Consider the following 21,589-nt stretch of genomic DNA (forward strand, 5'->3'; position numbering starts at 1 on the left):
AGGCGTCGGTATATTTCGCTGTTACCCGATAAAAATCAGCGTAATTCGCTATTGCTGCAACGCCTGTGGCATGCTGCCCAAAATACAACAAAGAGGGGAAGTGTGTGTCACAACCATCAGATCGCCGGGTACTCATTACCGATTGTGCCGATGCCAAGGGTCTTATTGCCAAAATCACGGGCGTGTGTTTTGAAAATGGCCTCAACATCATCAAAAACGACGAATTTGTCGACAATACCGAGGGGCGATTTTTTATGCGCACTGAGCTTGAAGGCCTTGTGGATGAAGCCAGTTTACTCGGCGCCCTGGATGAGGTGCTGCCAGCGCATCATCACACCAGCCTCAAACCTGCGGGACGCAAAAGAGTGGTGGTGTTGGTGACCAAGGAAGCCCACTGCCTCGGGGATTTGATGATGAAGGCCTATTATGGCGCGTTGGACGTGGAGATAGCCGCAGTCGTCGGTAACTATGACAAGCTCAGGCCGCTCACGGAAAAGTTTGATATTCCCTTTCATCATGTCTGCCATGAAGGTCTGGACAGACACCAGCATGAAGCGGCACTGGCCGAAGTGATTGCACCCTATGCGCCGGATTATTTGGTGCTGGCCAAGTTTATGCGCATTCTGACGCCGGAATTTGTTGGGCGTTATCCCAATCGCATTATCAATATTCACCACTCTTTTTTGCCGGCGTTTATTGGAGCTAACCCCTATCGGCAGGCTTGGGAGCGTGGTGTGAAGATAATCGGAGCCACTGCCCACTTTGTGAATAATTGTCTGGATGAAGGCCCCATCATCAAACAGGACGTGATCCATGTGGATCACAATTACAGTGCACTGGAAATGGCAAGGGCTGGACGGGATGTGGAAAAGTCGGTGTTGAGCCGGGCGCTGGGTTTGGTATTGGCCGATAAGGTTGTGGTCTACGGTAATAAAACCGTGGTGTTTTAACACAGCACCCACCAAAAAGGCGCCTCGGCGCCTTTTTGTGCTATTTGTCGAACTCTACATAAAGCATTTCATCGGCATGGTTCATGGCCAAATCTTTAATGGTTACCTTGCCGGGCAGATAGCGGGCAATGCGCTCAGCTGTGCGGTTTGACCCGTTGGATACGGCGAAGTCATAGAAGGTTTCACCATTGCATACCAAGCGAGGGAACACCCGGGTTTCGTTGATGCGATGTTCTTTCATGGTTGAGTGGAATCGGATTTGACTGTCACTCAATCCGGCTTTGCATACCGCAATCAGTTTGTTTTCAACCTCAGGGCTCATGGCGGCTGTTGCACCAAGGCTCAGACATCCCAAAGTCAGTGCGGCAAAGGCGTGTTGCATCTTCATTTGTACTCTCCTGGTTGTACGGACACCCCTAGATTACAGTCCTGTCCTTACACAAAAGCGATACATAAAGTATGTCATTCTGTATGGAATTGTGACTGTCCACCGTGCTGTATGTCCCGTGGGGCCTGGCGGGGGATAGTTTTGCATGCATGCAGCCAAGTGTTTGAATGTTGTTTGATGTAATGCACCGCCATTACGTTGCGGTGGATAAGTTCAGGCAATAAAAAAGCAGACCTGAGTCTGCTTTTTTATATTGTGTACTATTTAATCTACGATACGCAGCAGTTCGTTGATCCCTACTTTGCCACGGGTCTTTTCATCTACCTTTTTCACGATGATGGCGGCATACAGGTTGTACTTGCCACAGGAAGACGGCAGGGTGCCTGACACTACCACAGAGCCTGCTGGAACGCGGCCGTAGTGGATTTCACCTGTCTCACGGTCGTAAATTCGGGTGCTCTGGCCAATGTAAACGCCCATGGATATCACCGAGCCTTCTTCAACGATTACACCTTCCACAATTTCAGAGCGGGCACCGATGAAGCAGTTGTCTTCAATGATGGTAGGACCGGCCTGCAGCGGTTCGAGCACGCCACCGATGCCGACACCACCTGACAGGTGTACATTTTTACCAATTTGCGCACAGGAGCCCACGGTGGCCCAGGTGTCAACCATGGTGCCTTCGTCAACATAAGCGCCGAGGTTTACGTAAGACGGCATCAGTACGGTGTTTTTGCCGATAAAAGAGCCTTTACGAACAGCGGCAGGGGGCACAACGCGAATGGCTTCGGCGCGAAAACGTGCTTCGTCGTAGTCAGCAAATTTCATTGGTACTTTATCGAAGTACTTGGTTTCAGCACCTTCAATAACGCCGTTGTCGAAGATGCGGAACGACAGCAGAACGGCTTTTTTCAGCCATTGGTTAACATGCCACTGGCCATCGATTTTCTCGGCCACGCGTACTTCGCCCTTGTCGAGCATGTTGATGACTGTTTCAACATCGGCGCGGACGCTTGGCTCGACACTGCCTGGGGTGATAGTTGCGCGAGCTTCAAAAGCCGCCTCAATACGCTGGCGTAAAGCCTCCATGTGGGTTCTCCCGTTTTGATAAGGTATTAAAAATTTGTCTGGGACAGGGCACTGATAAGTGCCTCTTTAAGCCGTCGCTGTTCCTCTTCACTCAGGGCGTGACCGTCATTGGTTTGCAGTACGAAAAAGTCTTCAGCCCTCTCACCGATGGTGGTGATTTTCGCTGCCAGCAAGGTTATCTCACAGCGGTAGAAGATGTCACCCACTCTTGCGAGCAGGCCGGGCATATCCAGAGCGATAAGTTCCATCATACTTGTACCATGACGGCTACCCGGCAGAAAACTGACCTGTGTAGGTACGTTAAAAGGTTTCATCTTGCGGGAAAGTTTACGGAACTTCGGCGGTCTGGGGTTTTCACTGGCGAGCGCCTTTTCAAGCCCCTTGCGAATGCTCTGAATACGGGACAGTTGCATCAGGGGTTCGCCGTCCTGCTCAAGAATAACAAAGCTGTCGAGGGCATAGTTGTCCTTGGATGTCATCACAGTGGCGTCGTGGACATTGATGTTTTTGTTGTCCAGCACTGCCATGACGGTGGCAAACAGCTTGGGCTTATCCTGACAGTAAACAAAAAGCTCTGTGCCGCCTCGGGTGGTGTGCTTGGAAATCAGCACCAATGGCTCATCCTGGCGGTGTTTGAGAATGCCCTCGGCATGCCAGGCGATTTGATTGGGCTGGTGGCGCAGGAAGTAATCGGCTTTGAACCTGGCCCAGAGCGCATCGAGTTCTTTCTCTTTCACGCCACGGCGCAAGAGCTCCTTTTTAGCCTTGGCCTGGTATTCCCGCACCCGGGCACGGATGTCCACCGGTTTTTCTTTACCGCGAGCCAGTACCCGCTGGGTCGAAAAGTACAGATCCCGCAGCAGTGAGCCTTTCCAGTTGTTCCAGGTTTTTTCGTTGGTGGCGCAGATATCCGCCACCGTGAGGCAATAGAGATAACTTAAGTGCACGGCATCGCGCACCTTGCCGGCAAAGTCAGCCACCACATCGGGGTCTGAAATATCCCGCCTTTGGGCGGTTACTGACATTACCAGATGGTTTTCCACCAGCCAGCTTACGAGCCGGCCATCATGATCGTTCAGGCCATGGGTCTTACAAAATGCCAACGCATCCACGGCGCCAAGTTTACTGTGATCGCCGCCCCGACCCTTGGCAATATCATGGAAGATAGCCGCCAGCACCAGCAGACCTTTCTTCGGTAACTGGTTAATCAGCACGGATCCCAGGGGGAATTCGTCTTTTTGCTCGGGCTGAGAAAAACGCTCGATATTGAGCAGCAGCCTGTGGGTATGTTCATCCACCGTGTAAGCGTGAAAGAGGTCGAACTGCATCTGGCCTTCGATGGCGCGCCAGGCTGGCAGATAGGCCGACAGAATACCGTGTTTATGCATCAGGGAAAACGCTGAGATCCCCCGCGGGTGGCGCAGGATCTCCATAAATACCTGACGGCACTCGGCGTATTCCATCAGTGGTTGGGTGAGCGCTTTACGGGCCTGACGCATGGAGCGCAGCGTCGGGGCGTAAATACCCCGGATATTGGAGTTACGGGCAATCAGCAGGAAGAGCCCCATGATGTCTTCCGGCTTGACGAACGGATTGGCCGAAAGAGCCTCAATAAAGCTGCCTCGACGCTGAAAGCTATCGTTTATCGGCACGATTTCCAACGCCTTGGTGTGGCCGAGGGTCGCGCGTTTAAAGAGCTGCAGCAACATCTCATTGAGCTCCATCACCCGCCGAACCGTGCGGTAATAGAGCTTCATCATCTGTTCGACGGCGAGCTGAGTCTTGTCTTCGTACCCCATGAGCTCAGCGACCTGGCGCTGCAGGTCAAAGAGCAGGCGGTTTTCGTCCCGTCCGGAAGCAATGTGCAGTGCAAAGCGGATTTGCCACAAAAAGTGCTGACACTCCAATAATTCCTCAAGCTCTATGGGCTCGAGAAAATCGTGGCCAACCAACTCCTCGAGGCGTGAGGCATTGAAATGACGCATGGCAACCCAGGCAACGGTTTGGATGTCGCGAAGGCCGCCCGGGCAACTCTTGACGTTGGGCTCCAAATCGAATGCACTGGCCTTGGTGTGACGGGCTTGCTGCTCATCCCGCTTGGCCACGAAAAAATCGCTCGATGGCCAAAAGTCCCAGGTGCGGATGGCGTCGTAAAGCTCATCAAACAGCGACTCTTTGCCAGCAAGGAGGCGCGCCTCCAACAAATTGGTGGCGATGGTGATATCTTCCCGGCCCAAGGTGAGGGTGTCTTTGATGGTGCGAACGCTGTGGCCAATCTCAAGGCCCGCATCCCACAAAAACGCAATAAAGTAACCCAGCACAAACTCGGCTTCTTTGGGGAGCTTTTCATCCACCAACATCAGCAAATCTATGTCAGAGTGAGGGTGCAGCTCGCCGCGCCCATATCCCCCCACCGCAACCAGGGCGATGGGGAAATTTCCCAGGCCATGATGGCTCCAGGCGGTTTGCAGTAATTCATCGACGACCCGGCATCGGCGCCTGACCAGTTCGACTACATCCTCACGGGCCGCGAAGGCCAGCGCCAGTTCCTGATTCAGCGCCTGCAAAGAGGCTTTGGCCTGCTGAGCCGTCGTCATGGATTACCTTATTTATGATTGATAATGCGGGGGAAATCTTCTTCGCTGCGCAGGGTGAGTACTTCCACACCCGTCTCTGTCACCAGCAGTGTGTGTTCGTACTGGGCGGAGTTTTTGCCATCGATGGTGGTCACAGTCCAACCATCGTCTTTGTCGAGCACTGTTTGGTGACGACCTGCGTTGATCATGGGCTCAATGGTAAAGCACATGCCGGGCCGCAGTAGGGTGTTGTCGGTGTTTTTGTAGTGCACGACCTGAGGCTCTTCGTGGAAAGTGGCACCAATGCCGTGACCACAGTAATCACGGACAATGCTGTACTTCTCCAGACCGGTTTTGGCTCCCTTTACCACTTTCTCGATGGTGGCACCGATTTCACCCAGTTTCATGCCGGGGCGCACCTTGCGGATAGCGGCATAGAGGCTTTCCTGGGCTATGCGGCACAGACGTTTGTCTTTGGGAGACACATCGCCAATGAAAAACATCTTGGAGGTGTCGCCGTGGTAGCCGTCTTTGATGACTGTGATATCGATATTGAGGATGTCACCGTCTTTCAGTGGCTGGTCAGAAGGAATGCCGTGGCAGATGACTTCATTGACCGAGGTACAGATAGACTTGGGGAACCCGTGATAGTTAAGCGGCGCTGAAATGGCACCCTGTTCTTCGGTGTATTTGGCGCAAATATCGTTGAGTTCATTGGTGGTGACGCCGGCCTTAACGAAGGGGGCAATCATTTCAAGAACATCTGCGGCCAGCTTACCTGCGGCGCGCATTTTTTCTATCTCATCGGCGGTCTTGATGACTATACTCATGCAGTTGTTTTCTCACCTAGTATCACAGGGAATTGGGGCGCTGACGTGCCATAAATCAGCCCGCAAAAATTTGTGTTGCAGGCTGATTTATGGTATAAAGCGCGCCGTTATGTTTGACTCTCAAAAACACCGCGTAGGGGACACCCGGGCAGTGGTGAGTGAAATATGGCGGCCATTATACATGGCTAATCTGTAAATACTAAATCGCACACGTGTCGGCACATGCCTCGGGGTGCTTCTGGCCAAAGGCCGGGAGTCGAGGTCATGGGACGCGTGGAGGTCAAACCCCTTTTACTTTTTAAGGTATTCAAAATGACTACAGTTTCAATGCGCGACATGCTCCAGGCCGGTGTTCACTTCGGTCACCAGACCCGTTACTGGAACCCAAAGATGAAGCCATTCATCTTCGGTGCCCGCAACGGTGTACACATCATCAACCTCGAGCACACAGTACCAATGTTCAACGAAGCTCTGGCTTTCATCAGCAACGTAGCTTCCAAGAAAGGTAAAATTCTGTTTGTTGGTACCAAGCGCGCTGCCAGCGAAGCTATCAAAGAAGCTGCTGTTTCTTGTGACCAGTACTATGTTGATCACCGCTGGCTCGGCGGTATGCTGACCAACTGGAAAACCGTTCGTCAGTCTATCAAGCGTCTGAAAGAGCTGGAAACCCAGTCTGTTGACGGTACTTTCGACAAGCTGACCAAGAAAGAAGCCCTGATGCGCACTCGCGAGCTGGAAAAGCTCGAGAAGTCTCTGGGTGGTATCAAGAACATGGGCGGTCTGCCTGATGCGCTGTTCGTGATCGGTGCCGACCACGAGCACATCGCCATCAAAGAAGCCAACAACCTGGGTATCCCAGTAGTTGCTGTGGTTGATACCAACGCTTCTCCAGACGGCGTGAACTACATCGTTCCTGGTAACGACGACGCTATGCGTGCTATCCGCCTGTACACCGAAGCTGCTGCTACTGCTGCCAAAGCTGGCCGTGGTCAGGATCTGGCTGTACAAGCTGAGCAAGACGGTTTCGTTGAAGCCGAATAATAAGGTTGATGAGCTTCATCTCCCTTATTAACCAAGATCAATGATTGGTTAACAGGGGCCCGTGGGCCCCTGTTTTATACCTGCTTACTCGGCAAATGATTGCCGAAACTCAAAGAGGAATTTAACAATGGCAATTTCTGCTGCCCTGGTTAAAGAACTGCGTGAGCGCACTGGCGCCGGCATGATGGATTGTAAAAAGGCTCTGGAAGAGACTAACGGTGATATCGAACTTGCTATCGATAACATGCGTAAGAGTGGCGCTGCCAAAGCTGCCAAGAAAGCCGGTAACATCGCTGCTGAAGGTACCATCCTGATCAAGCAAGGTGCTGGTTTCACTGCTCTGCTGGAAGTTAACTGTCAGACTGACTTCGTAGCCAAAGATTCTAACTTCCTGGCTTTCGCTAACCAGGTTCTGGAAGTGGCTGCTGCCGGTAAAGTATCCGTTGAAGACCTGAAAGCACAGTTTGAAGAAGCTCGTGTTGCTCTGGTTGCCAAAATCGGTGAAAACATCAACGTACGTCGCGTTGAGTACATCGACGGTGAAAACGTTGCTGCTTACCGCCACGGCGACCGTATCGGTGTAGTGGTTACCGGTACTGCTGACGAAGAAACTCTGAAGCACCTGGCCATGCACGTTGCGGCTTCCAAGCCTGAGTACGTAAACCCAGAAGACGTACCTGCTGAAGTGGTTGCCAAAGAGCGTGAAGTTCAGGTTGAAATCGCCATCAACGAAGGCAAGCCAAAAGAAATCGCCGAGAAGATGGTTGAAGGCCGTATGAAGAAGTTCACCGGTGAGGTTTCTCTGACCGGTCAGCCATTCATCATGGAGCCCAAGAAGACAGTTGGCGAATTCCTGAAAGAGAAAGGCGCTTCTGTAACTAACTTCATCCGTCTTGAAGTGGGTGAAGGTATCGAGAAGAAAGAAGAAGATTTCGCGGCCGAAGTGGCCAAGCAAATCGCTGCTTCTCAAAAGGCCTAATCGCCGCTAGGTAAGTACTCCAAGACCGCAGCAGCCGCTGCGGTCTTGTTATAACCAGGATAAAAATCATGAGCACCAATCCAAAACCAGCATTTCGACGCATTCTTCTTAAGTTAAGTGGTGAAGCCCTGATGGGGTCCGAGGGCTTCGGTATTGATCCCAGCGTGCTGGATCGTATGGCTCAGGAAATCAAAGAACTGGTAGAACTGGGCATCCAGGTCGGGGTAGTGATTGGTGGTGGTAACCTGTTCCGTGGAGAAGGTCTTGCCAAGGCAGGTATGAACCGCGTGGTGGGTGACCACATGGGTATGCTGGCGACCGTGATGAATGGTCTGGCAATGCGCGATGCCTTGCACCGTGCCTATGTGAATGCCCGTCTGATGTCAGCGATTCCGCTCAATGGTGTGTGTGACCGTTACAACTGGGCCGAGGCTATCAGCCTGCTCAAGTCCGGACGCGTGGTGATTTTTGCCGCCGGTACCGGTAATCCTTTCTGCACCACCGACTCAGCCGCCTGTTTGCGTGGCATTGAAATTGAAGCCGATGTCGTGTTAAAAGGCACCAAAGTTGATGGCGTATACTCTGCCGATCCTATGAAAGATCCTGAAGCCATCAAATACGATGAACTCTCCTATGCCGATGTTCTCGAAAGAGAACTGAAAGTGATGGATTTATCTGCCTTTACCATGGCGCGTGACCATGATATGCCTATTTTGGTATTCAACATGAACAAGCCCGGAGCCCTGCGCCGTGTTATCATGGGTGAAGGTGAAGGCACCATCATCAAGAAATAAGCGACAAGTTTGCGAACATTAATGACCGAAAAGGACATTTAACGTGATTGAAGATATCAAGAAAGATGCTCAGGATCGCATGGGCAAGTGTGTAGAGGCCACTAAGGCCCAGATGGCCAAGGTACGTACTGGCCGTGCCCACCCAAGTCTGCTGGATACCATTCAGGTAAACTACTACGGTTCCATGACGCCCCTGAAGCAAGTGGGTAACGTGACCATTGAAGACTCTCGTACCCTGGCGGTAAACGTGTTTGACCGCAGCGCCATCCAGGCGGTAGAGAAAGCCATCATGATGTCTGATCTGGGTCTGAACCCCATGTCAGCCGGTGCGACTATCCGTATTCCGCTGCCGCCACTGACCGAAGAGCGTCGTCGTGACCTGGTTAAAGTGGTTCGCGCCGAAGCCGAGCAGGGTCGTGTTGCCATTCGTAACGTACGCCGTGATGCCAACTCCAGCTTCAAGCAATTGGAGAAAGAGAAAGAGTGCACCGAGGACGATGTACGTCGCTCTGAAGAAGAAGTTCAGAAAATCACCGATCTGCACATTAAGAAGATCGATGAGCTCTTGGCTGCCAAAGAAGCGGAGTTGATGGAGGTCTAACCCTCAGGTCAGCAAGCTAGAGTTAAGACGCCGTGTAGGGGTATACTACACGGCGTTTGTTTATTTATAGGGTTGTATATCGATGTCTTCCAATAGGGAAATTGCCGCTGATTTGGCGTTGGATGCTCAACTCGGAGATGTCTCAGGGTTGGTCAACCAGTCTCTGCCCCAGCATGTGGCCATCATTATGGATGGCAACGGCCGTTGGGCTCAGGCGCAGGGCAAGCCCAGGGTAATGGGGCATAAGGCGGGCGTTAAGGCCGTGCGCCGTGCAGTGAGTACTGCGCGCCAGTTGGGCATCAAGTCGTTAACCCTGTTTGCCTTTTCCAGTGAAAACTGGCGTCGTCCCGATACTGAAGTGAACTTGTTGATGGAGCTGTTTTTCACCGTGCTGAAACGGGAAATCAAGCTGCTCAGTAAAAATGGGGTCAGGCTGAATATTATTGGTGATACCAGCCGGTTTTCTGAACGATTGCAAAAGCAAATTCGCGACGCAGAAGAAAAAACGGCGGACAACACTGGCCTTATTCTCAATGTGGCAGCCAACTACGGTGGTCGCTGGGACATACTCCAGGCGGCCGAGCAATTGGCACAAAAGCTCGCATCTGGTGAAATCGACAGCAGTCAGTTTACTGAAGAGGCCTTAAGTCAGCATTTATGCATGCAAAGTCAGGGCGAAGTTGATTTAATGATCCGTACTGGTGGCGATTACCGCATCAGTAATTTTGTGCTTTGGCAGGCGGCCTATGCTGAGTTGGTGTTTACTGACACCCTGTGGCCGGACTTCGACGAGCAATGTTTCAAAGAGGCTATCGCCCTGTTTGCGAGCCGCCAGCGCCGTTTTGGTTTGACTGGAAGTCAAATCGAAGCCTTGCGTGCTTAAGTCATCTTTTACGAGGGACGTTTTTTGCTAAAACAACGAATAATAACAGCAATCTGGCTTATCCCACTGGTATTTGGCGCCATCTTCTATTTGCCTCCATCCCTATTTGCCTGGGCGTTGGTGGGCGTATTTTTAATTGCCGCAAAAGAGTGGGGACGTATTATTGATGCCGGTTGTCAGATGACCCAATGGAGCTTTACGCTCACCCTGGGCATTTTGCTGGTGGCACTGAATATGTTAGTGCCAGCATCGGACGTGTGGCACTCCGGGCAGCTGCATCCTATCTTTCTTGCCGTGACCATACTCGGTGGTCTGTGGTGGGTCATCGCCATGGCATTGGTGGTGTCTTACCCCAAAAGCGCTCGCCTGTGGCAACGCAGTCATATGCTGAAATCCATGTTCGGTCAGTTGACGCTGCTGCCATGTTTTGTGGCCCTGATTGCCCTCAAGTCTCTGAGCACTGAGGCTTCGCCTTACTTAGGTGGAGTCATGGTATTTTTGGTGATGTTGGTGGTGTGGGCCGCCGATTCCGGCGCTTATTTTGTTGGCAAGGCACTGGGGCGCACCAAGCTCGCCCCCAATGTCAGCCCCGCCAAAACCGTGGAAGGCCTGGTGGGCGGCTTGCTGACCACCATGATAGTGGTCGCCATTGTGATGAGCCTCTCTCCTCAGCAGGAGCTGGGACTGGTGATCGCCGTGACCCTCTTTACCGCGCTGGCGTCTGCGCTCGGTGATTTAACCGAGAGCATGTTCAAGCGGGTTGCCAACATTAAAGATTCAGGCACCATTTTGCCCGGTCACGGTGGGGTCCTCGACCGCATCGATAGCCTGACTGCGGCGCTGCCGGTCTTTACCCTTATCTACATCGCCTTCTGGATGTAAACATGCAAAATCTGGTGATCCTCGGGGCCACGGGCTCTATCGGTAAAAGTACCTTGGATGTCATCAAACGTAACCCTGAGCGTTACCGGGCGTTTGCGTTGGTGGCTGCCACCAGCGTGGAGCGGATGCGGGAACTGTGCATCGAGCATCGCCCTCGTTACGCCCACATGGTGGATGAGTCGGCGGCGAAGCAGCTTGCCGAGGTGTTGCCGGCGTCCCTGGGTATAGACGTTTCCAGCGGCGATGAAGCGCTGCTCGGGCTGGTGACGGCCGCCGAGGTAGATACTGTCATGGCCGCCATTGTGGGCGCCGCGGGACTTCTGCCTACGCTTGCTGCGGTGCGTGCCGGTAAACGGGTGCTGCTGGCCAATAAAGAAGCCTTGGTGATGTCCGGTGAGCTTTTTATTGAGGAAACCAAGAAAAGCGGCGCTCAACTGCTGCCGGTGGACAGCGAACACAATGCCATATTTCAGTGCCTGCCAGAACAGGCGCAGCGAGAGATAGGTCACTGTGATTTATCCGCAGCCGGTATTTCACACATTTTGCTGACCGGCTCCGGTGGCCCCTTTTTAAATGCGCCACTGGATTCTCTCGCTGCCATGACGCCCGCCCAGGCCTGTAAACATCCCAATTGGTCCATGGGCCCCAAAATCTCCGTCGACTCAGCCACCATGATGAACAAGGGGCTTGAGTTTATTGAGGCCCGTTGGCTGTTCAACACCGGCAAGGACGAACTCAAGGTGATTATCCATCCCCAGAGCGTTATCCACTCCATGGTGCAGTACCTGGATGGCAGCGTGCTGGCACAAATGGGGAACCCGGATATGCGCACACCCATTGCCCATGCCATGGCCTATCCACAGCGAATTTCAGCCGGAGTGGAACCTTTGGACTTTTTCAAAGTCGGACACTTAAGCTTTTGTGAGCCGGATTACAATCGTTTCCCCTGTCTTAAACTCGCCATGGATGCTTGCCATCAGGGGCAGGAGGCGACCACTGTGCTCAATGCCGCCAATGAAGTCGCCGTGGCAGCCTTTCTCGAGGGGCGCATTGGATTTACCGATATCGCTGTGATTAATGGCGAATGTCTGGGTAAGATAGCCAAGACCCATCTGGACTCACTGGATGCCATTCTTGCGCTGGATTTGGAAGCGCGCCGAATGGCAAACCAATTAATCAACCGGGCTCAATAGGAATTTACTCGAAGGAGAGACATGTACGACATCCTCTGGAATGCCGCATCCTTTATCGTGGCGCTGGGTTTACTTATCACAGCGCACGAATACGGACACTTTTATATTGCCCGTCGCTGCGGCGTGAAGGTGGAGCGTTTCTCCGTTGGTTTTGGCAAGCCTATCTGGCGTCGTGTCGGCCAGGATGGTACCGAGTATGTTATCGCCATGATCCCCCTGGGGGGTTATGTCAAAATGCTGGACGAACGTGTGGACGATGTGCCCGCTGCGCTCCAGTCTCAGGCGTTTAATCGCAAAAATGTATGGCAACGAATCGCCATAGTGGCGGCGGGCCCGGTGGCAAACTTTATCTTTGCCGTGTTTGCGCTCTACATCATGTACCTGATTGGCGTGCCCTCATTAAAGCCGGTGATCAACGCCACCCACGAAAATTCTGCTGCATCAGTCATCACAGTTACGGAACCCATGCAAATCCTTGCGGTCTCAGGACAGAAGGTACGTAACTGGGAAGAGGTTAACCTTGCATTGGTTGGCCACATAGGTGACGACAGTCTGAGCCTGACGCTGGCGCCTTTGGCGCGTCTGGAAGGGCAGAGTGGTGGTGAACGCACCTACACCCTGGATACCCGCAACTGGCGTTTTGACCCGGAAAAAGAGTCTCCCATCAGTACCCTTGGACTGGGGATGCTCAGACCCCAGGTATTGCCTCTGGTCGGTGCCGTGACTCCCGGCAGCGCTGCGGATGAAGCGGGCATTAAAGCCGGTGATGAGATTGTTGGCATTGACGGTGTCAGATACGGAGGGTGGGAATGGTTCGTGACCACTATCCAGTCGTCAGCGAACAAACCGCTGCAAGTCACCATTAAACGTGGTGGTGAGCAAAAACAACTGACCGCCACTCCGAAACTCGGAAAAGATGCTCATGGTAAAGACGTCGGCTTGATAGGCATTACACCTCAGGCCAGTGAATTGCCTGAAACCATGCGTATTCAGTTGAAATATGGCGTGTTAGACTCACTGGCTGTTGCTGCCGACAAGACTTGGCAGTTGTCCGTAGTGAGTGTGAAGATGATTGGTAAACTCTTTACCGGAGATGTGTCGGTAAAGAATCTGAGCGGTCCAATTTCTATCGCTCAGGGCGCCGGGAATAGCGCCAACTACGGCTTGGTGTACTTTTTGGGATTTTTGGCTCTTATCAGCGTAAACCTGGGCATCATTAACCTGTTGCCTTTGCCCGTGCTCGATGGGGGCCATTTGCTGTATTACTTTGTGGAAGTGATCACCGGGAAGCCTGTACCCGAAAAGGTGCAGGAAATAGGATTCAGATTTGGGGCAGCCTTGCTGCTAATGTTGATGAGTATCGCCCTTTTCAATGATTTTGCCCGACTCTGAGCAAGGACAGACAAATAATCAGAAGTGCTCTATGAGATTGAATAAGCTTTTTGCCTCTATGATGCTGCTAGGCGCATCATATTCAGGGACAGGTCTGGCTGAGACCTTTGCGCCATTCACAGTCACCGACATTCAAGTAGAAGGTTTGCAACGTGTTGCACTGGGTGCTGCTTTGCTCAGCCTGCCAATCAAGGTAGGTGATACCGTTGACCAGCTGAAACTTCAGCAGGCCATCAAGAGCCTTTACGCCACAACCAACTTCGATACCGTCTCGGTTGCCAATGATGACGGTGTCCTCGTGGTGACCGTCAAAGAGCGCCCCACCATCAGTGAGGTGACTTTTGAAGGTAACAAGGACATCAAAGACGAGCAGCTTCAGGAAAGCCTCGACAACAGTGGAGTGAAAGTGGGTGAAGCCCTCGACCGCACCATGTTGTCCGGCATCGAAAAAGGCCTGCAGGACTTCTATTACGGTGTGGGTAAATACGGCGCCAAGGTTGAGGCTCAGGTCATTAACCTGCCCCGTAACCGGGTTGAACTGAAGTTCAAATTTACCGAAGGTCTGGCGGCGGAAATTCGCCAGATCAACATCGTGGGCAACAACAAGTTCTCCGATGCCGAGTTGATTGGCATGCTGGAGCTTAAAGACTATGTGGCCTGGTGGGATCTTTTCGGTGAGCGCCGCTATCAAAAGCAAAAGCTGCAGGCTGACCTCGAAACCATCAAAACCCACTACCACAACAATGGCTATATCCGCTTTGAGGTAACCTCCACCCAGGTGGCCATGACCCCTGACCGCAAGGGCCTTTACATCACCATTAATGTGGATGAAGGTGAGCAGTACAAGGTCAAGGAAGTGAACCTCACCGGCGACCTGATGGGCCGCGAAGAGCTGATGCGCGCCATTCTGCCAATCAAGGCAGGCGATCAGTACAACGGTGCTGACGTGACCTTTACCGAAGAGATGTACTCCAAGTATCTGGGCCGTTTCGGTTATGCCTACCCGGAGGTGAAAACCTTCCCTGAAATCGACGACGAAAACAAAGAGGTGACCCTCAATGTGAACGTACGTCCGGGTAAGCGCGTGTATGTTCGCTCCATCAACTTCACCGGTAACACAGTGACCAAGGATGAAGTGCTGCGCCGCGAGCTGCGTCAGATGGAAGGCGCCTGGCTGAACTCGGCCAACGTTGAGCTGTCGAAAAACCGCTTGAACCGTTTGGGCTTCTTCGAAACCGTCGACACAGAAACCGTACAGGTACCCGGCACAGACGACTTGGTGGACGTGGCCTTTAAGGTGAAAGAGCAGCCATCGGGCTCCTTTAACGCCGGTATTGGTTATGGTACCGAGTCAGGTATCAGCCTGCAGTTTGGCGTACAGCAGAGTAACTTCCTCGGCACGGGTAATCAGGCCGGTATCAACATCAATACCAACAAGTACTCCAAGAACGTGAGTCTGTCGTACTCTGACCCTTATTTCACCAAAGATGGAGTGAGTTTGGGGGGGAACATTTACTGGAACGAATTTGATGCCAACGAGGCGAACCTTGAGCGCTATAAAAACAGCTCTTACGGTGTGGCCCTGAGCAGTGGTTTCCCGGTGAATGAATACAACCGCCTCAACTTTGGTATTGGCTTCCGCCATAACACCATTTCTGAAATCTCGGCGTACGAGCAGGCACTGCGTTTCTATAACATCTACCGCGACAATGATGATCCCAACTCCGACTTAAGCTTCAATAACTTTGAGCTGAATGCCGGTTGGTACAGAAGTACCTTAAACCGCGGCACCTTCCCAACAGACGGCTCCAGTCAGCGTTTGTCGGGCAAGATGTCGACTCCGGGCTCGGATTTGCAGTACTTCAAGGCTGACTTGGATACCAACTTCTACGTGCCGTTGACCCGTAGCCACAGCTTTGTGCTGCTGACCCGTGCCCGCTTAGGCTACGGCAATGGTTATGGAGACTTCAACGATAACGACCAGATCCTGCCATTCTGGGAAAACTACTACTCGGGTGGTTCGAGCAGTCTGCGCGGCTTTAAGTCCAACTCAGTGGGGCCTCGTTCCTTCTACGTGGTACGTGGCAGTGAGCCCTGCTCCCCTGACCCAAGTGGGGATGGTTGTGGCTTGCCGGGCGATCCTAACCAAATTCAGGTCAGTCAGGGCCGCTCCATCGGTGGTAACGCCGTGGCCACAGCCAGCCTTGAGCTGATTGTGCCAACGCCGTTCCTGGATGAGGCCTACACCAACTCAGTGCGTACCAGCTTCTTCGTCGATGCCGGTAACGTATGGGATACCGAGTTTGATTACGACAAGTATCGCTCTTTGCCTGCTGAGGAATTTGCCAAGCTGGAAGACTACAGTGACCCAAGCCGTTTGCGGGCTTCATGGGGTATGAGCGTACAGTGGTTGTCACCCATGGGACCCATGGTATTCAGCCTGGCGTGGCCAATTAAAGAGTACGAAGACGACGAGACCGAGATCTTCTCCTTCAATATTGGCAAAACTTTCTAAAACACATACACTCGGCGACGATTGTGACAAAACACCACAACAAGGAGTTTATTTTGAACAAGATGCTTAACCGTGCACTCGTGACTCTGATGCTGATTGGCGCGCCATTGGCTGCCAACGCTGAGAAAATTGCTGTCGTTGATATGGGTGCCGTGTTTGAACAGCTGCCTCAGCGTGAAGCGATTGGCAAGGCACTGGAAAAAGAGTTCGGCGACCGTGAAGCCGAAGTGAAAAAGCTGCAGGGCGAGCTGCGCAGCCTGATGGAGAAAAACCAGCGTGATGCCGCGCTGATGAGCGAAACTCAGAAGACCGAAGCCCTGCGCAAGATGGAAGCGCTGCAGGCCGATCTGCAGCTTAAGGGCAAAGCCTTGCAGGAAGACGTACGTCGTCGCCAGGCCGAAGAGCAGAACAAGATCCTGGTCAAGGTTCAGCAAGTCATCAAAGACATCGCCGAAAAGGAAAAAATCGATGTCGTGATGCAAAGCGGTGCCGTGGTGTTTGCCAAACCTCAGCTTGATATCTCCAGCAAGGTAGTAGAAGCGCTGGGCAAGGCCAAGTAATAGATGAAGCAAGTGACTCTGGGCCAATTGGCCGAACATTTGGGAGCACAACTCAAGGGCGATGGCAGTGTACTGATCTCATCAGTGGCCACCCTTGAAGATGCAGGTGCCGGACAAATCAGCTTTTTGGCCAACAGTAAATACCGTGCTCAGCTGGAAGGAACCACAGCGAGCGCTGTACTCTTGTCCGCGAAAGATGCTGACACCTATGAAGGCAACGCCCTCATTCTCAAAGACCCCTACGTCGGCTTTGCCCGGGTCGCACAATTGCTTGATACAACCCCGAATGCCGCTGAAGGCATACACCCATCGGCTGTGATTGATCCCAGCGCCCGTTTGGGGAAGGGGGTCAGCATTGGTGCCAATGCTGTTATTGGTGCCAATGTCATTTTAGGTGACAAGGTTCAGATAGGTCCCGGCACTGTGGTGACGCAAGATGCCATCATCGGCAGCGGTACCAGGCTTTGGGCCAATGTCACCATCTATCATGATGTCCATTTAGGCATGGACTGCATCGTTCATTCAGGTGCCGTCATTGGCTCAGATGGCTTTGGCTACGCCAATGAACGGGGCAACTGGGTTAAGATCCCGCAAACTGGCGGCGTGCGCATTGGTAACAATGTGGAAATTGGCGCCAGCACCACCATTGACCGGGGGGCCCTGTCCCATACTGAGATCCATGATGGGGTGATTATCGATAACCAGGTGCAAATCGCGCACAACGATGTTATCGGTGCCCATACTGCCATTGCTGGCAACTCCACCATCGCCGGCAGTGTGACTATCGGTAAATACTGTATAATTGGTGGCAACTGCGCTGTCGCTGGCCACCTGAGTCTCGTTGATGGCACCCATGTCAGCGGCGCCACCAACGTAACCAGTGTCATCCGTGAGCCAGGTGTGTATTCTTCTGCCACTATCGCCATGGAAAACAAAGTCTGGCGCCGCAATACTGTGCGCTTCAGACAACTGGATGAGCTGTTCCAGCGCGTAAAGGCACTGGAAGGCAAACAGAAAAAAGAAAAGTAACGCACAGCCCCTTGCGCGCCAGTGCATCCTGAGGAACAAAATTCGTGTCTAATCAAAAGAACGCCATGGATATCAAAGAGATACTCAAGTATCTGCCCCACAGATATCCGTTTCTGCTCATTGACCGTGTGCTGGACTTCACCCCGGGTGAATCCCTGCACGCCATCAAAAACGTCACCATCAACGAGCCATTCTTTGTGGGGCATTTCCCCGTCGCTCCCGTGATGCCTGGTGTATTGATCCTTGAAGCCATGGCCCAGGCAACAGGCCTTCTGGCATTCAAGACCATGAGCAGCGAGCCATCACCTGATGTGCTTTATTATTTTGCCGGTATCGACAATGCCCGTTTTAAACGGGTTGTTGAGCCGGGCGACCAGCTGCACTTTGAAGTGAAAATGATTAAGGAACGCCGCGGGATTGGTGTGTTCTATGGTGAGGCCAAAGTGGATGGTGAGCTGGTTTGCAGCGCAGAAATCATGTGTGCCCGCAGAGAGATTAGCAAGTGATAAGTGAATTAGCCTTCGTCCATCCCGACGCGAAAATTGGCAACAACGTGACCATCGGACCCTGGAGCTATATTGGCCCCGGGGTTGAAATCGGTGACGACAATATCATTCATTCCCATGTGGTGATTAAAGGCCCGACAGTGATTGGCAAAGGCAACCGGATTTTCCAGTTTGCCTCGGTCGGTGAAGACTGTCAGGACAAGAAATACGCCGGAGAGCCCACCCGGCTCATCATTGGCGACAACAACATCATCCGTGAAAACGTGACCATTCACCGTGGCACTATTCAGGACAACAGCGAAACCCGCATCGGCTCCAATAACCTGTTCATGGCCTATGTTCACATTGCCCACGACTGTGTGGTGGGCAACAACGTCATCATGGCCAACAATGCGTCCATCGCCGGCCATGTGCACGTGGGTGACTGGGTAATTCTTGGCGGCATGACCGGTGTGCATCAGTTTGTACACATAGGCGCCCATGCCTTTACGGCGGGGTGCTCGCTGCTGTTGCAGGACGTACCTCCTTTCGTGATGGCCGCAGGCCAGCCCGCCATTCCACGCGGTCTGAACAGTGAAGGTCTGAAGCGTCGCGGTTTCTCCAAGGAGGCGCAGCTTGCCGTGCGCCGCGCATACAAAACCTTGTATCGCAGTAGCCTGACGGTGGAAGAAGCCACTGCCGCCCTGGCCGATGAAATCGCCACAGTGCCGGAAGTGAAGCAGATGATGGACTTCGTTGCCTGCTCCGGTCGCGGCATTATCCGTTAACGGAACATGGGTCGTTAAGAGAAAACATGAGCCAATCCAAGCCACTTGTATTTGCCATGGTTGCCGGAGAACTCTCCGGCGATATTTTAGGTGCCGGCTTAGTTAAAGCACTCAAGGCCAGACATCCCAACGCCCGCTTTGTCGGTATCGGTGGTCCCCGCATGGAAGCCCTTGGCTTCGAGTCCCTGTTTGCCATGGAAGAACTGGCTGTGATGGGGATAGTTGAGGTGCTTTCACGGCTGCCAAGACTTCTGAAGGTACGCTCCTCGCTGGTCTCTCAGCTCCTTGCACTTAAGCCCGATTGCTTTATTGGCATAGATGCGCCCGATTTCAACATCGGCCTTGAGCAGAAGCTTAAGCAAAAGGGCATTAAAACCGTGCATTACGTCAGCCCCTCTGTGTGGGCCTGGCGACCAAAGCGCATCTTCAAAATCGCCAAGGCCACCAACATGGTGCTGTCTTTGTTGCCGTTTGAAAAAGCCTTTTACGATAAGCATCAGGTGCCGTGCACCTTCGTGGGCCACACCCTGGCCGACGATATTCCCCTTGAGCTGAATAAATACGATGCCCGAGAAACCCTGGGGCTCGAAAGGGACGCCGAGTATCTTGCGATACTGCCCGGCAGTCGCGGCGGTGAGCTTAAGATGCTCAGCGAGCCTTTTATCAAGGCCGCCGTTGCCATTAAAGAGGCGTTGCCCGATGTGCGTTTTATCACGCCTCTGGTGAATGAGAAGCGTCGCGAGCAATTCCTTGCAGCAATCGAGGCCCATGCTCCCGAGCTGGAAATTCAGCTTTTTGATGGTCATAGCCGCGAGATCATGGCGGCCAGTGATGGCATCTTACTGGCTTCTGGCACTGCTACCCTGGAAGCCATGTTGGTCAAGCGCCCCATGGTGGTTGCCTATCGGGTGGCGCCGCTGACTTACAGCATTGCCAGTCGCATGATGTTGATTAAGCGCTATTCGCTGCCAAATCTCTTGTCCGGTAAAGAATTGGTCCCCGAACTGATTCAGGCCGATTGCACGCCACAGAAGATTGCCTCTGAGGTGGTTGCCATGATGAACCGGGATAACCGGGCACTGATTGCCGAATTTACCGAGATGCACCATAGCCTCAGACAAAATGCCAGTGAGCGCGCTGCCGATGCGGTCGATGCGCTGATTGGTACCAAAGCGCCACGTGGCAGCACTTCAGAGGTGCTCTGATGGCAGTTTATAAAAACCTGAGTGATGAGCAGGCATTGCTGCTGCAACAGGGACGGGTCGCCGGCGTCGATGAGGTTGGCCGTGGTCCGCTGGTGGGGGATGTGGTAACGGCCGCCGTGATCCTGGACCCGGGTAAGCCCATTGCGGGGCTGAATGACTCCAAGAAGCTGTCTGAAAAAAAACGCGATGCCCTTTATCTTGAGATTATGGATAAGGCGCTGGCGGTCTCGGTAGGCCGCGCCAGCCCTGCCGAAATCGACGAGCTTAATATTCTCCACGCCACCATGCTCGCCATGCAGCGCGCTGTGGCCGGGCTTACCATAGTGCCCGAGTCCGTATTGGTGGATGGCAACCGTACTCCGGATTTCGGCTTGCCTGCCCATGCGGTGGTAAAAGGAGATGGCCTGATAGCCGCTATCAGTGCGGCCTCTGTCATTGCCAAGGTCACCCGTGACCGTGAAATGGAAGATCTCGATGCCCGATATCCCCAGTACGGCTTTGCCGGGCACAAGGGGTACCCGACCAAGGCACACTTTGAAGCGCTCAGCGCCCATGGTGTGCTGCCAGAACACAGACGCAGTTTTCGCCCTGTACGCGAATGGCTTGAGGCTAATCGCTGAGTTGGTTTAAATGATAAAAAAGCAGCCTTGGCTGCTTTTTTGTTATTGCGGAATGAATCCGGTTTGACGCTTAGCTGCGCGACTCCCTGGCTGTCAGGTTCCAGAAAGCATCACGCTTGTCTCACATGGGGCAGTATAAACGCCATATAGTCCGCTTTGCCCAGTGGCACCCCAAGGTGCCTGAAGATGGCGTAACTGGTGGTGATGTGAAAGTAGAAGTTGGGCATTAGATATTCACTCACATAGTCCCGCCCCGGCAATTCGCAGTAACGACCGGGCCCCAGCCCGATACGCTTGATTTCGTCCAGCTTGGCATCCTGCTCCTGGATTTGATCCACCATGGCGGCCGTCTCCGCAATCAGTTGCTTGAGCTCAGCCGGGCTGTACTCTCCTGCCGGCAGATTCTCGACCGCCAATCCCTGGCACCACTGTGAAAATCCCCTTGGCTGATTGCAGGCAAAGATTACCTGCACTGCCAATGGATGCATGTCCGGCGCCAGTCGCTCTTTCACAGCATCATCTAAGGATCCAAGGTGTTTTTCTGCCACGTTCAAGATGTGTGAAAGCACCTGCAGGCGGCTGATAAAAAGCTGCTTTAATTTGTTGATTTCTTTGTTGGCCATGGCGTTTCCTTACGTTTTGGCGCTAATGGTGTGTCTGGATAAAAGCGTTTGCTTCAGAAAACTAGCCTGCCATTTATCACCTTGTCCAGCAGCCCTTACATAGAGTTAAAATCAATCAAGCTCGCGCATCCTGCCGAATGTGGCGGCAGATAGGATGTCTCACGCC

Annotated in this window: 21 protein-coding genes; 16 read left to right on the forward strand and 5 right to left on the reverse strand. The window is 52.9% G+C overall.

Features of this window, described 5'->3' with window-relative positions:
* The first annotated feature begins 104 nt into the window (after positions 1-104).
* Positions 105-950 carry a formyltetrahydrofolate deformylase gene (gene purU / locus JQC75_RS05555; RefSeq protein ID WP_203326457.1) on the forward strand — a complete coding sequence of 282 codons (846 nt, stop codon included), beginning with the start codon at positions 105-107 and terminating at the stop codon, positions 948-950.
* A gap of 40 nt (positions 951-990) precedes the next feature.
* On the opposite strand, the gene JQC75_RS05560 is transcribed toward purU, so the two are convergent.
* The 4 genes from JQC75_RS05560 to map form a co-directional block, all read right to left on the reverse strand.
* Positions 991-1,338 (reverse strand): DUF3718 domain-containing protein, encoded by a 348-nt coding sequence (locus tag JQC75_RS05560; RefSeq protein ID WP_203326458.1) that lies wholly within the window; start codon positions 1,336-1,338, stop codon positions 991-993.
* A gap of 264 nt (positions 1,339-1,602) precedes the next feature.
* Positions 1,603-2,427 (reverse strand): 2,3,4,5-tetrahydropyridine-2,6-dicarboxylate N-succinyltransferase, encoded by an 825-nt coding sequence (gene dapD, locus JQC75_RS05565; protein WP_203326459.1) that lies wholly within the window; start codon positions 2,425-2,427, stop codon positions 1,603-1,605.
* 26 nt (positions 2,428-2,453) lie between these two features.
* A complete protein-coding gene (gene glnD, locus JQC75_RS05570; RefSeq protein WP_203326460.1) occupies positions 2,454-5,024 on the reverse strand; it encodes a bifunctional uridylyltransferase/uridylyl-removing protein GlnD in 2,571 nt (856 codons plus the stop codon).
* Between the two features lie 8 nt (positions 5,025-5,032).
* Positions 5,033-5,833, reverse strand: a complete 801-nt coding sequence (map, locus tag JQC75_RS05575) for a type I methionyl aminopeptidase (RefSeq protein WP_203326461.1) — start codon at positions 5,831-5,833, stop codon at positions 5,033-5,035.
* Between the two features lie 312 nt (positions 5,834-6,145).
* On the opposite strand from map, the gene rpsB reads away from it, so the two are divergent.
* The 15 genes from rpsB (at position 6,146) to rnhB (ending at position 20,800) form a co-directional block, all read left to right on the forward strand.
* Positions 6,146-6,874 carry a 30S ribosomal protein S2 gene (gene rpsB, locus JQC75_RS05580; protein ID WP_041410171.1) on the forward strand — a complete coding sequence of 243 codons (729 nt, stop codon included), beginning with the start codon at positions 6,146-6,148 and terminating at the stop codon, positions 6,872-6,874.
* Positions 6,875-7,001: 127 nt separating this feature from the next.
* Positions 7,002-7,853: a translation elongation factor Ts gene (tsf, locus tag JQC75_RS05585; protein ID WP_203326462.1), complete on the forward strand. Its 852-nt coding sequence runs from the start codon at positions 7,002-7,004 to the stop codon at positions 7,851-7,853.
* Between the two features lie 68 nt (positions 7,854-7,921).
* Entirely contained in the window at positions 7,922-8,647 is a 726-nt protein-coding gene (pyrH, locus tag JQC75_RS05590) for a UMP kinase (RefSeq protein ID WP_203326463.1), read from the forward strand.
* Between the two features lie 43 nt (positions 8,648-8,690).
* On the forward strand, positions 8,691-9,248 hold the full coding sequence (frr, locus tag JQC75_RS05595; protein ID WP_203326464.1) for a ribosome recycling factor: 558 nt from the start codon (positions 8,691-8,693) through the stop codon (positions 9,246-9,248).
* 82 nt (positions 9,249-9,330) lie between these two features.
* Positions 9,331-10,131: an isoprenyl transferase gene (locus JQC75_RS05600; RefSeq protein WP_203326465.1), complete on the forward strand. Its 801-nt coding sequence runs from the start codon at positions 9,331-9,333 to the stop codon at positions 10,129-10,131.
* Positions 10,132-10,155: 24 nt separating this feature from the next.
* Complete coding sequence (locus JQC75_RS05605; protein ID WP_203326466.1) at positions 10,156-11,013, forward strand: phosphatidate cytidylyltransferase; 858 nt, start codon at positions 10,156-10,158, stop codon at positions 11,011-11,013.
* Between the two features lie 2 nt (positions 11,014-11,015).
* Positions 11,016-12,206, forward strand: coding sequence for a 1-deoxy-D-xylulose-5-phosphate reductoisomerase (ispC, locus tag JQC75_RS05610; RefSeq protein WP_203326467.1), 1,191 nt, complete (start codon positions 11,016-11,018; stop codon positions 12,204-12,206).
* 21 nt (positions 12,207-12,227) lie between these two features.
* Positions 12,228-13,598 carry a sigma E protease regulator RseP gene (gene rseP, locus JQC75_RS05615; RefSeq protein ID WP_203326468.1) on the forward strand — a complete coding sequence of 457 codons (1,371 nt, stop codon included), beginning with the start codon at positions 12,228-12,230 and terminating at the stop codon, positions 13,596-13,598.
* A gap of 31 nt (positions 13,599-13,629) precedes the next feature.
* Positions 13,630-16,113: an outer membrane protein assembly factor BamA gene (gene bamA / locus JQC75_RS05620; RefSeq protein ID WP_203326469.1), complete on the forward strand. Its 2,484-nt coding sequence runs from the start codon at positions 13,630-13,632 to the stop codon at positions 16,111-16,113.
* 62 nt (positions 16,114-16,175) lie between these two features.
* Positions 16,176-16,673: an OmpH/Skp family outer membrane protein gene (locus tag JQC75_RS05625; protein ID WP_203327132.1), complete on the forward strand. Its 498-nt coding sequence runs from the start codon at positions 16,176-16,178 to the stop codon at positions 16,671-16,673.
* 3 nt (positions 16,674-16,676) lie between these two features.
* The gene (gene lpxD, locus JQC75_RS05630; RefSeq protein ID WP_203326470.1) at positions 16,677-17,702 is read left to right on the forward strand and encodes a UDP-3-O-(3-hydroxymyristoyl)glucosamine N-acyltransferase; all 1,026 of its coding nucleotides are present in this window, start codon (positions 16,677-16,679) and stop codon (positions 17,700-17,702) included.
* A gap of 44 nt (positions 17,703-17,746) precedes the next feature.
* A complete protein-coding gene (gene fabZ / locus JQC75_RS05635; RefSeq protein ID WP_203326471.1) occupies positions 17,747-18,208 on the forward strand; it encodes a 3-hydroxyacyl-ACP dehydratase FabZ in 462 nt (153 codons plus the stop codon).
* Positions 18,205-18,975: an acyl-ACP--UDP-N-acetylglucosamine O-acyltransferase gene (lpxA, locus tag JQC75_RS05640; protein ID WP_203326472.1), complete on the forward strand. Its 771-nt coding sequence runs from the start codon at positions 18,205-18,207 to the stop codon at positions 18,973-18,975. Before fabZ ends, lpxA begins: the two co-directional genes overlap by 4 nt.
* Before the next feature lie 26 nt (positions 18,976-19,001).
* The gene (lpxB, locus tag JQC75_RS05645) at positions 19,002-20,180 is read left to right on the forward strand and encodes a lipid-A-disaccharide synthase (protein ID WP_203326473.1); all 1,179 of its coding nucleotides are present in this window, start codon (positions 19,002-19,004) and stop codon (positions 20,178-20,180) included.
* Positions 20,180-20,800, forward strand: coding sequence for a ribonuclease HII (gene rnhB / locus JQC75_RS05650; protein WP_203326474.1), 621 nt, complete (start codon positions 20,180-20,182; stop codon positions 20,798-20,800). The genes lpxB and rnhB overlap by 1 nt, the downstream gene beginning before the upstream one ends.
* Before the next feature lie 110 nt (positions 20,801-20,910).
* Here the strand turns inward: rnhB and JQC75_RS05655 are convergent, their stop codons facing one another.
* Positions 20,911-21,423 carry a DUF1993 domain-containing protein gene (locus JQC75_RS05655; protein ID WP_203326475.1) on the reverse strand — a complete coding sequence of 171 codons (513 nt, stop codon included), beginning with the start codon at positions 21,421-21,423 and terminating at the stop codon, positions 20,911-20,913.
* Positions 21,424-21,589 lie beyond the last annotated feature (166 nt).

This window comes from Shewanella litorisediminis (genome assembly GCF_016834455.1).
Lineage (GTDB): Bacteria > Pseudomonadota > Gammaproteobacteria > Enterobacterales > Shewanellaceae > Shewanella > Shewanella litorisediminis.

What these genes read in the sequence shown, in the direction of transcription:
- JQC75_RS05560 (WP_203326458.1), bottom strand. Translation starts at nt 1,338, where the DNA reads ATGAAGATGCAACACGCCTTTGCCGCACTGACTTTGGGATGTCTGAGC.
- dapD (WP_203326459.1), bottom strand. Translation starts at nt 2,427, where the DNA reads ATGGAGGCTTTACGCCAGCGTATTGAGGCGGCTTTTGAAGCTCGCGCA.
- glnD (WP_203326460.1), bottom strand. Translation starts at nt 5,024, where the DNA reads ATGACGACGGCTCAGCAGGCCAAAGCCTCTTTGCAGGCGCTGAATCAG.
- map (WP_203326461.1), bottom strand. Translation starts at nt 5,833, where the DNA reads ATGAGTATAGTCATCAAGACCGCCGATGAGATAGAAAAAATGCGCGCC.
- rpsB (WP_041410171.1), top strand. Translation starts at nt 6,146, where the DNA reads ATGACTACAGTTTCAATGCGCGACATGCTCCAGGCCGGTGTTCACTTC.
- tsf (WP_203326462.1), top strand. Translation starts at nt 7,002, where the DNA reads ATGGCAATTTCTGCTGCCCTGGTTAAAGAACTGCGTGAGCGCACTGGC.
- pyrH (WP_203326463.1), top strand. Translation starts at nt 7,922, where the DNA reads ATGAGCACCAATCCAAAACCAGCATTTCGACGCATTCTTCTTAAGTTA.
- JQC75_RS05600 (WP_203326465.1), top strand. Translation starts at nt 9,331, where the DNA reads ATGTCTTCCAATAGGGAAATTGCCGCTGATTTGGCGTTGGATGCTCAA.
- ispC (WP_203326467.1), top strand. Translation starts at nt 11,016, where the DNA reads ATGCAAAATCTGGTGATCCTCGGGGCCACGGGCTCTATCGGTAAAAGT.
- rseP (WP_203326468.1), top strand. Translation starts at nt 12,228, where the DNA reads ATGTACGACATCCTCTGGAATGCCGCATCCTTTATCGTGGCGCTGGGT.
- bamA (WP_203326469.1), top strand. Translation starts at nt 13,630, where the DNA reads ATGAGATTGAATAAGCTTTTTGCCTCTATGATGCTGCTAGGCGCATCA.
- JQC75_RS05625 (WP_203327132.1), top strand. Translation starts at nt 16,176, where the DNA reads ATGCTTAACCGTGCACTCGTGACTCTGATGCTGATTGGCGCGCCATTG.
- lpxD (WP_203326470.1), top strand. Translation starts at nt 16,677, where the DNA reads ATGAAGCAAGTGACTCTGGGCCAATTGGCCGAACATTTGGGAGCACAA.
- lpxB (WP_203326473.1), top strand. Translation starts at nt 19,002, where the DNA reads ATGAGCCAATCCAAGCCACTTGTATTTGCCATGGTTGCCGGAGAACTC.
- rnhB (WP_203326474.1), top strand. Translation starts at nt 20,180, where the DNA reads ATGGCAGTTTATAAAAACCTGAGTGATGAGCAGGCATTGCTGCTGCAA.
- JQC75_RS05655 (WP_203326475.1), bottom strand. Translation starts at nt 21,423, where the DNA reads ATGGCCAACAAAGAAATCAACAAATTAAAGCAGCTTTTTATCAGCCGC.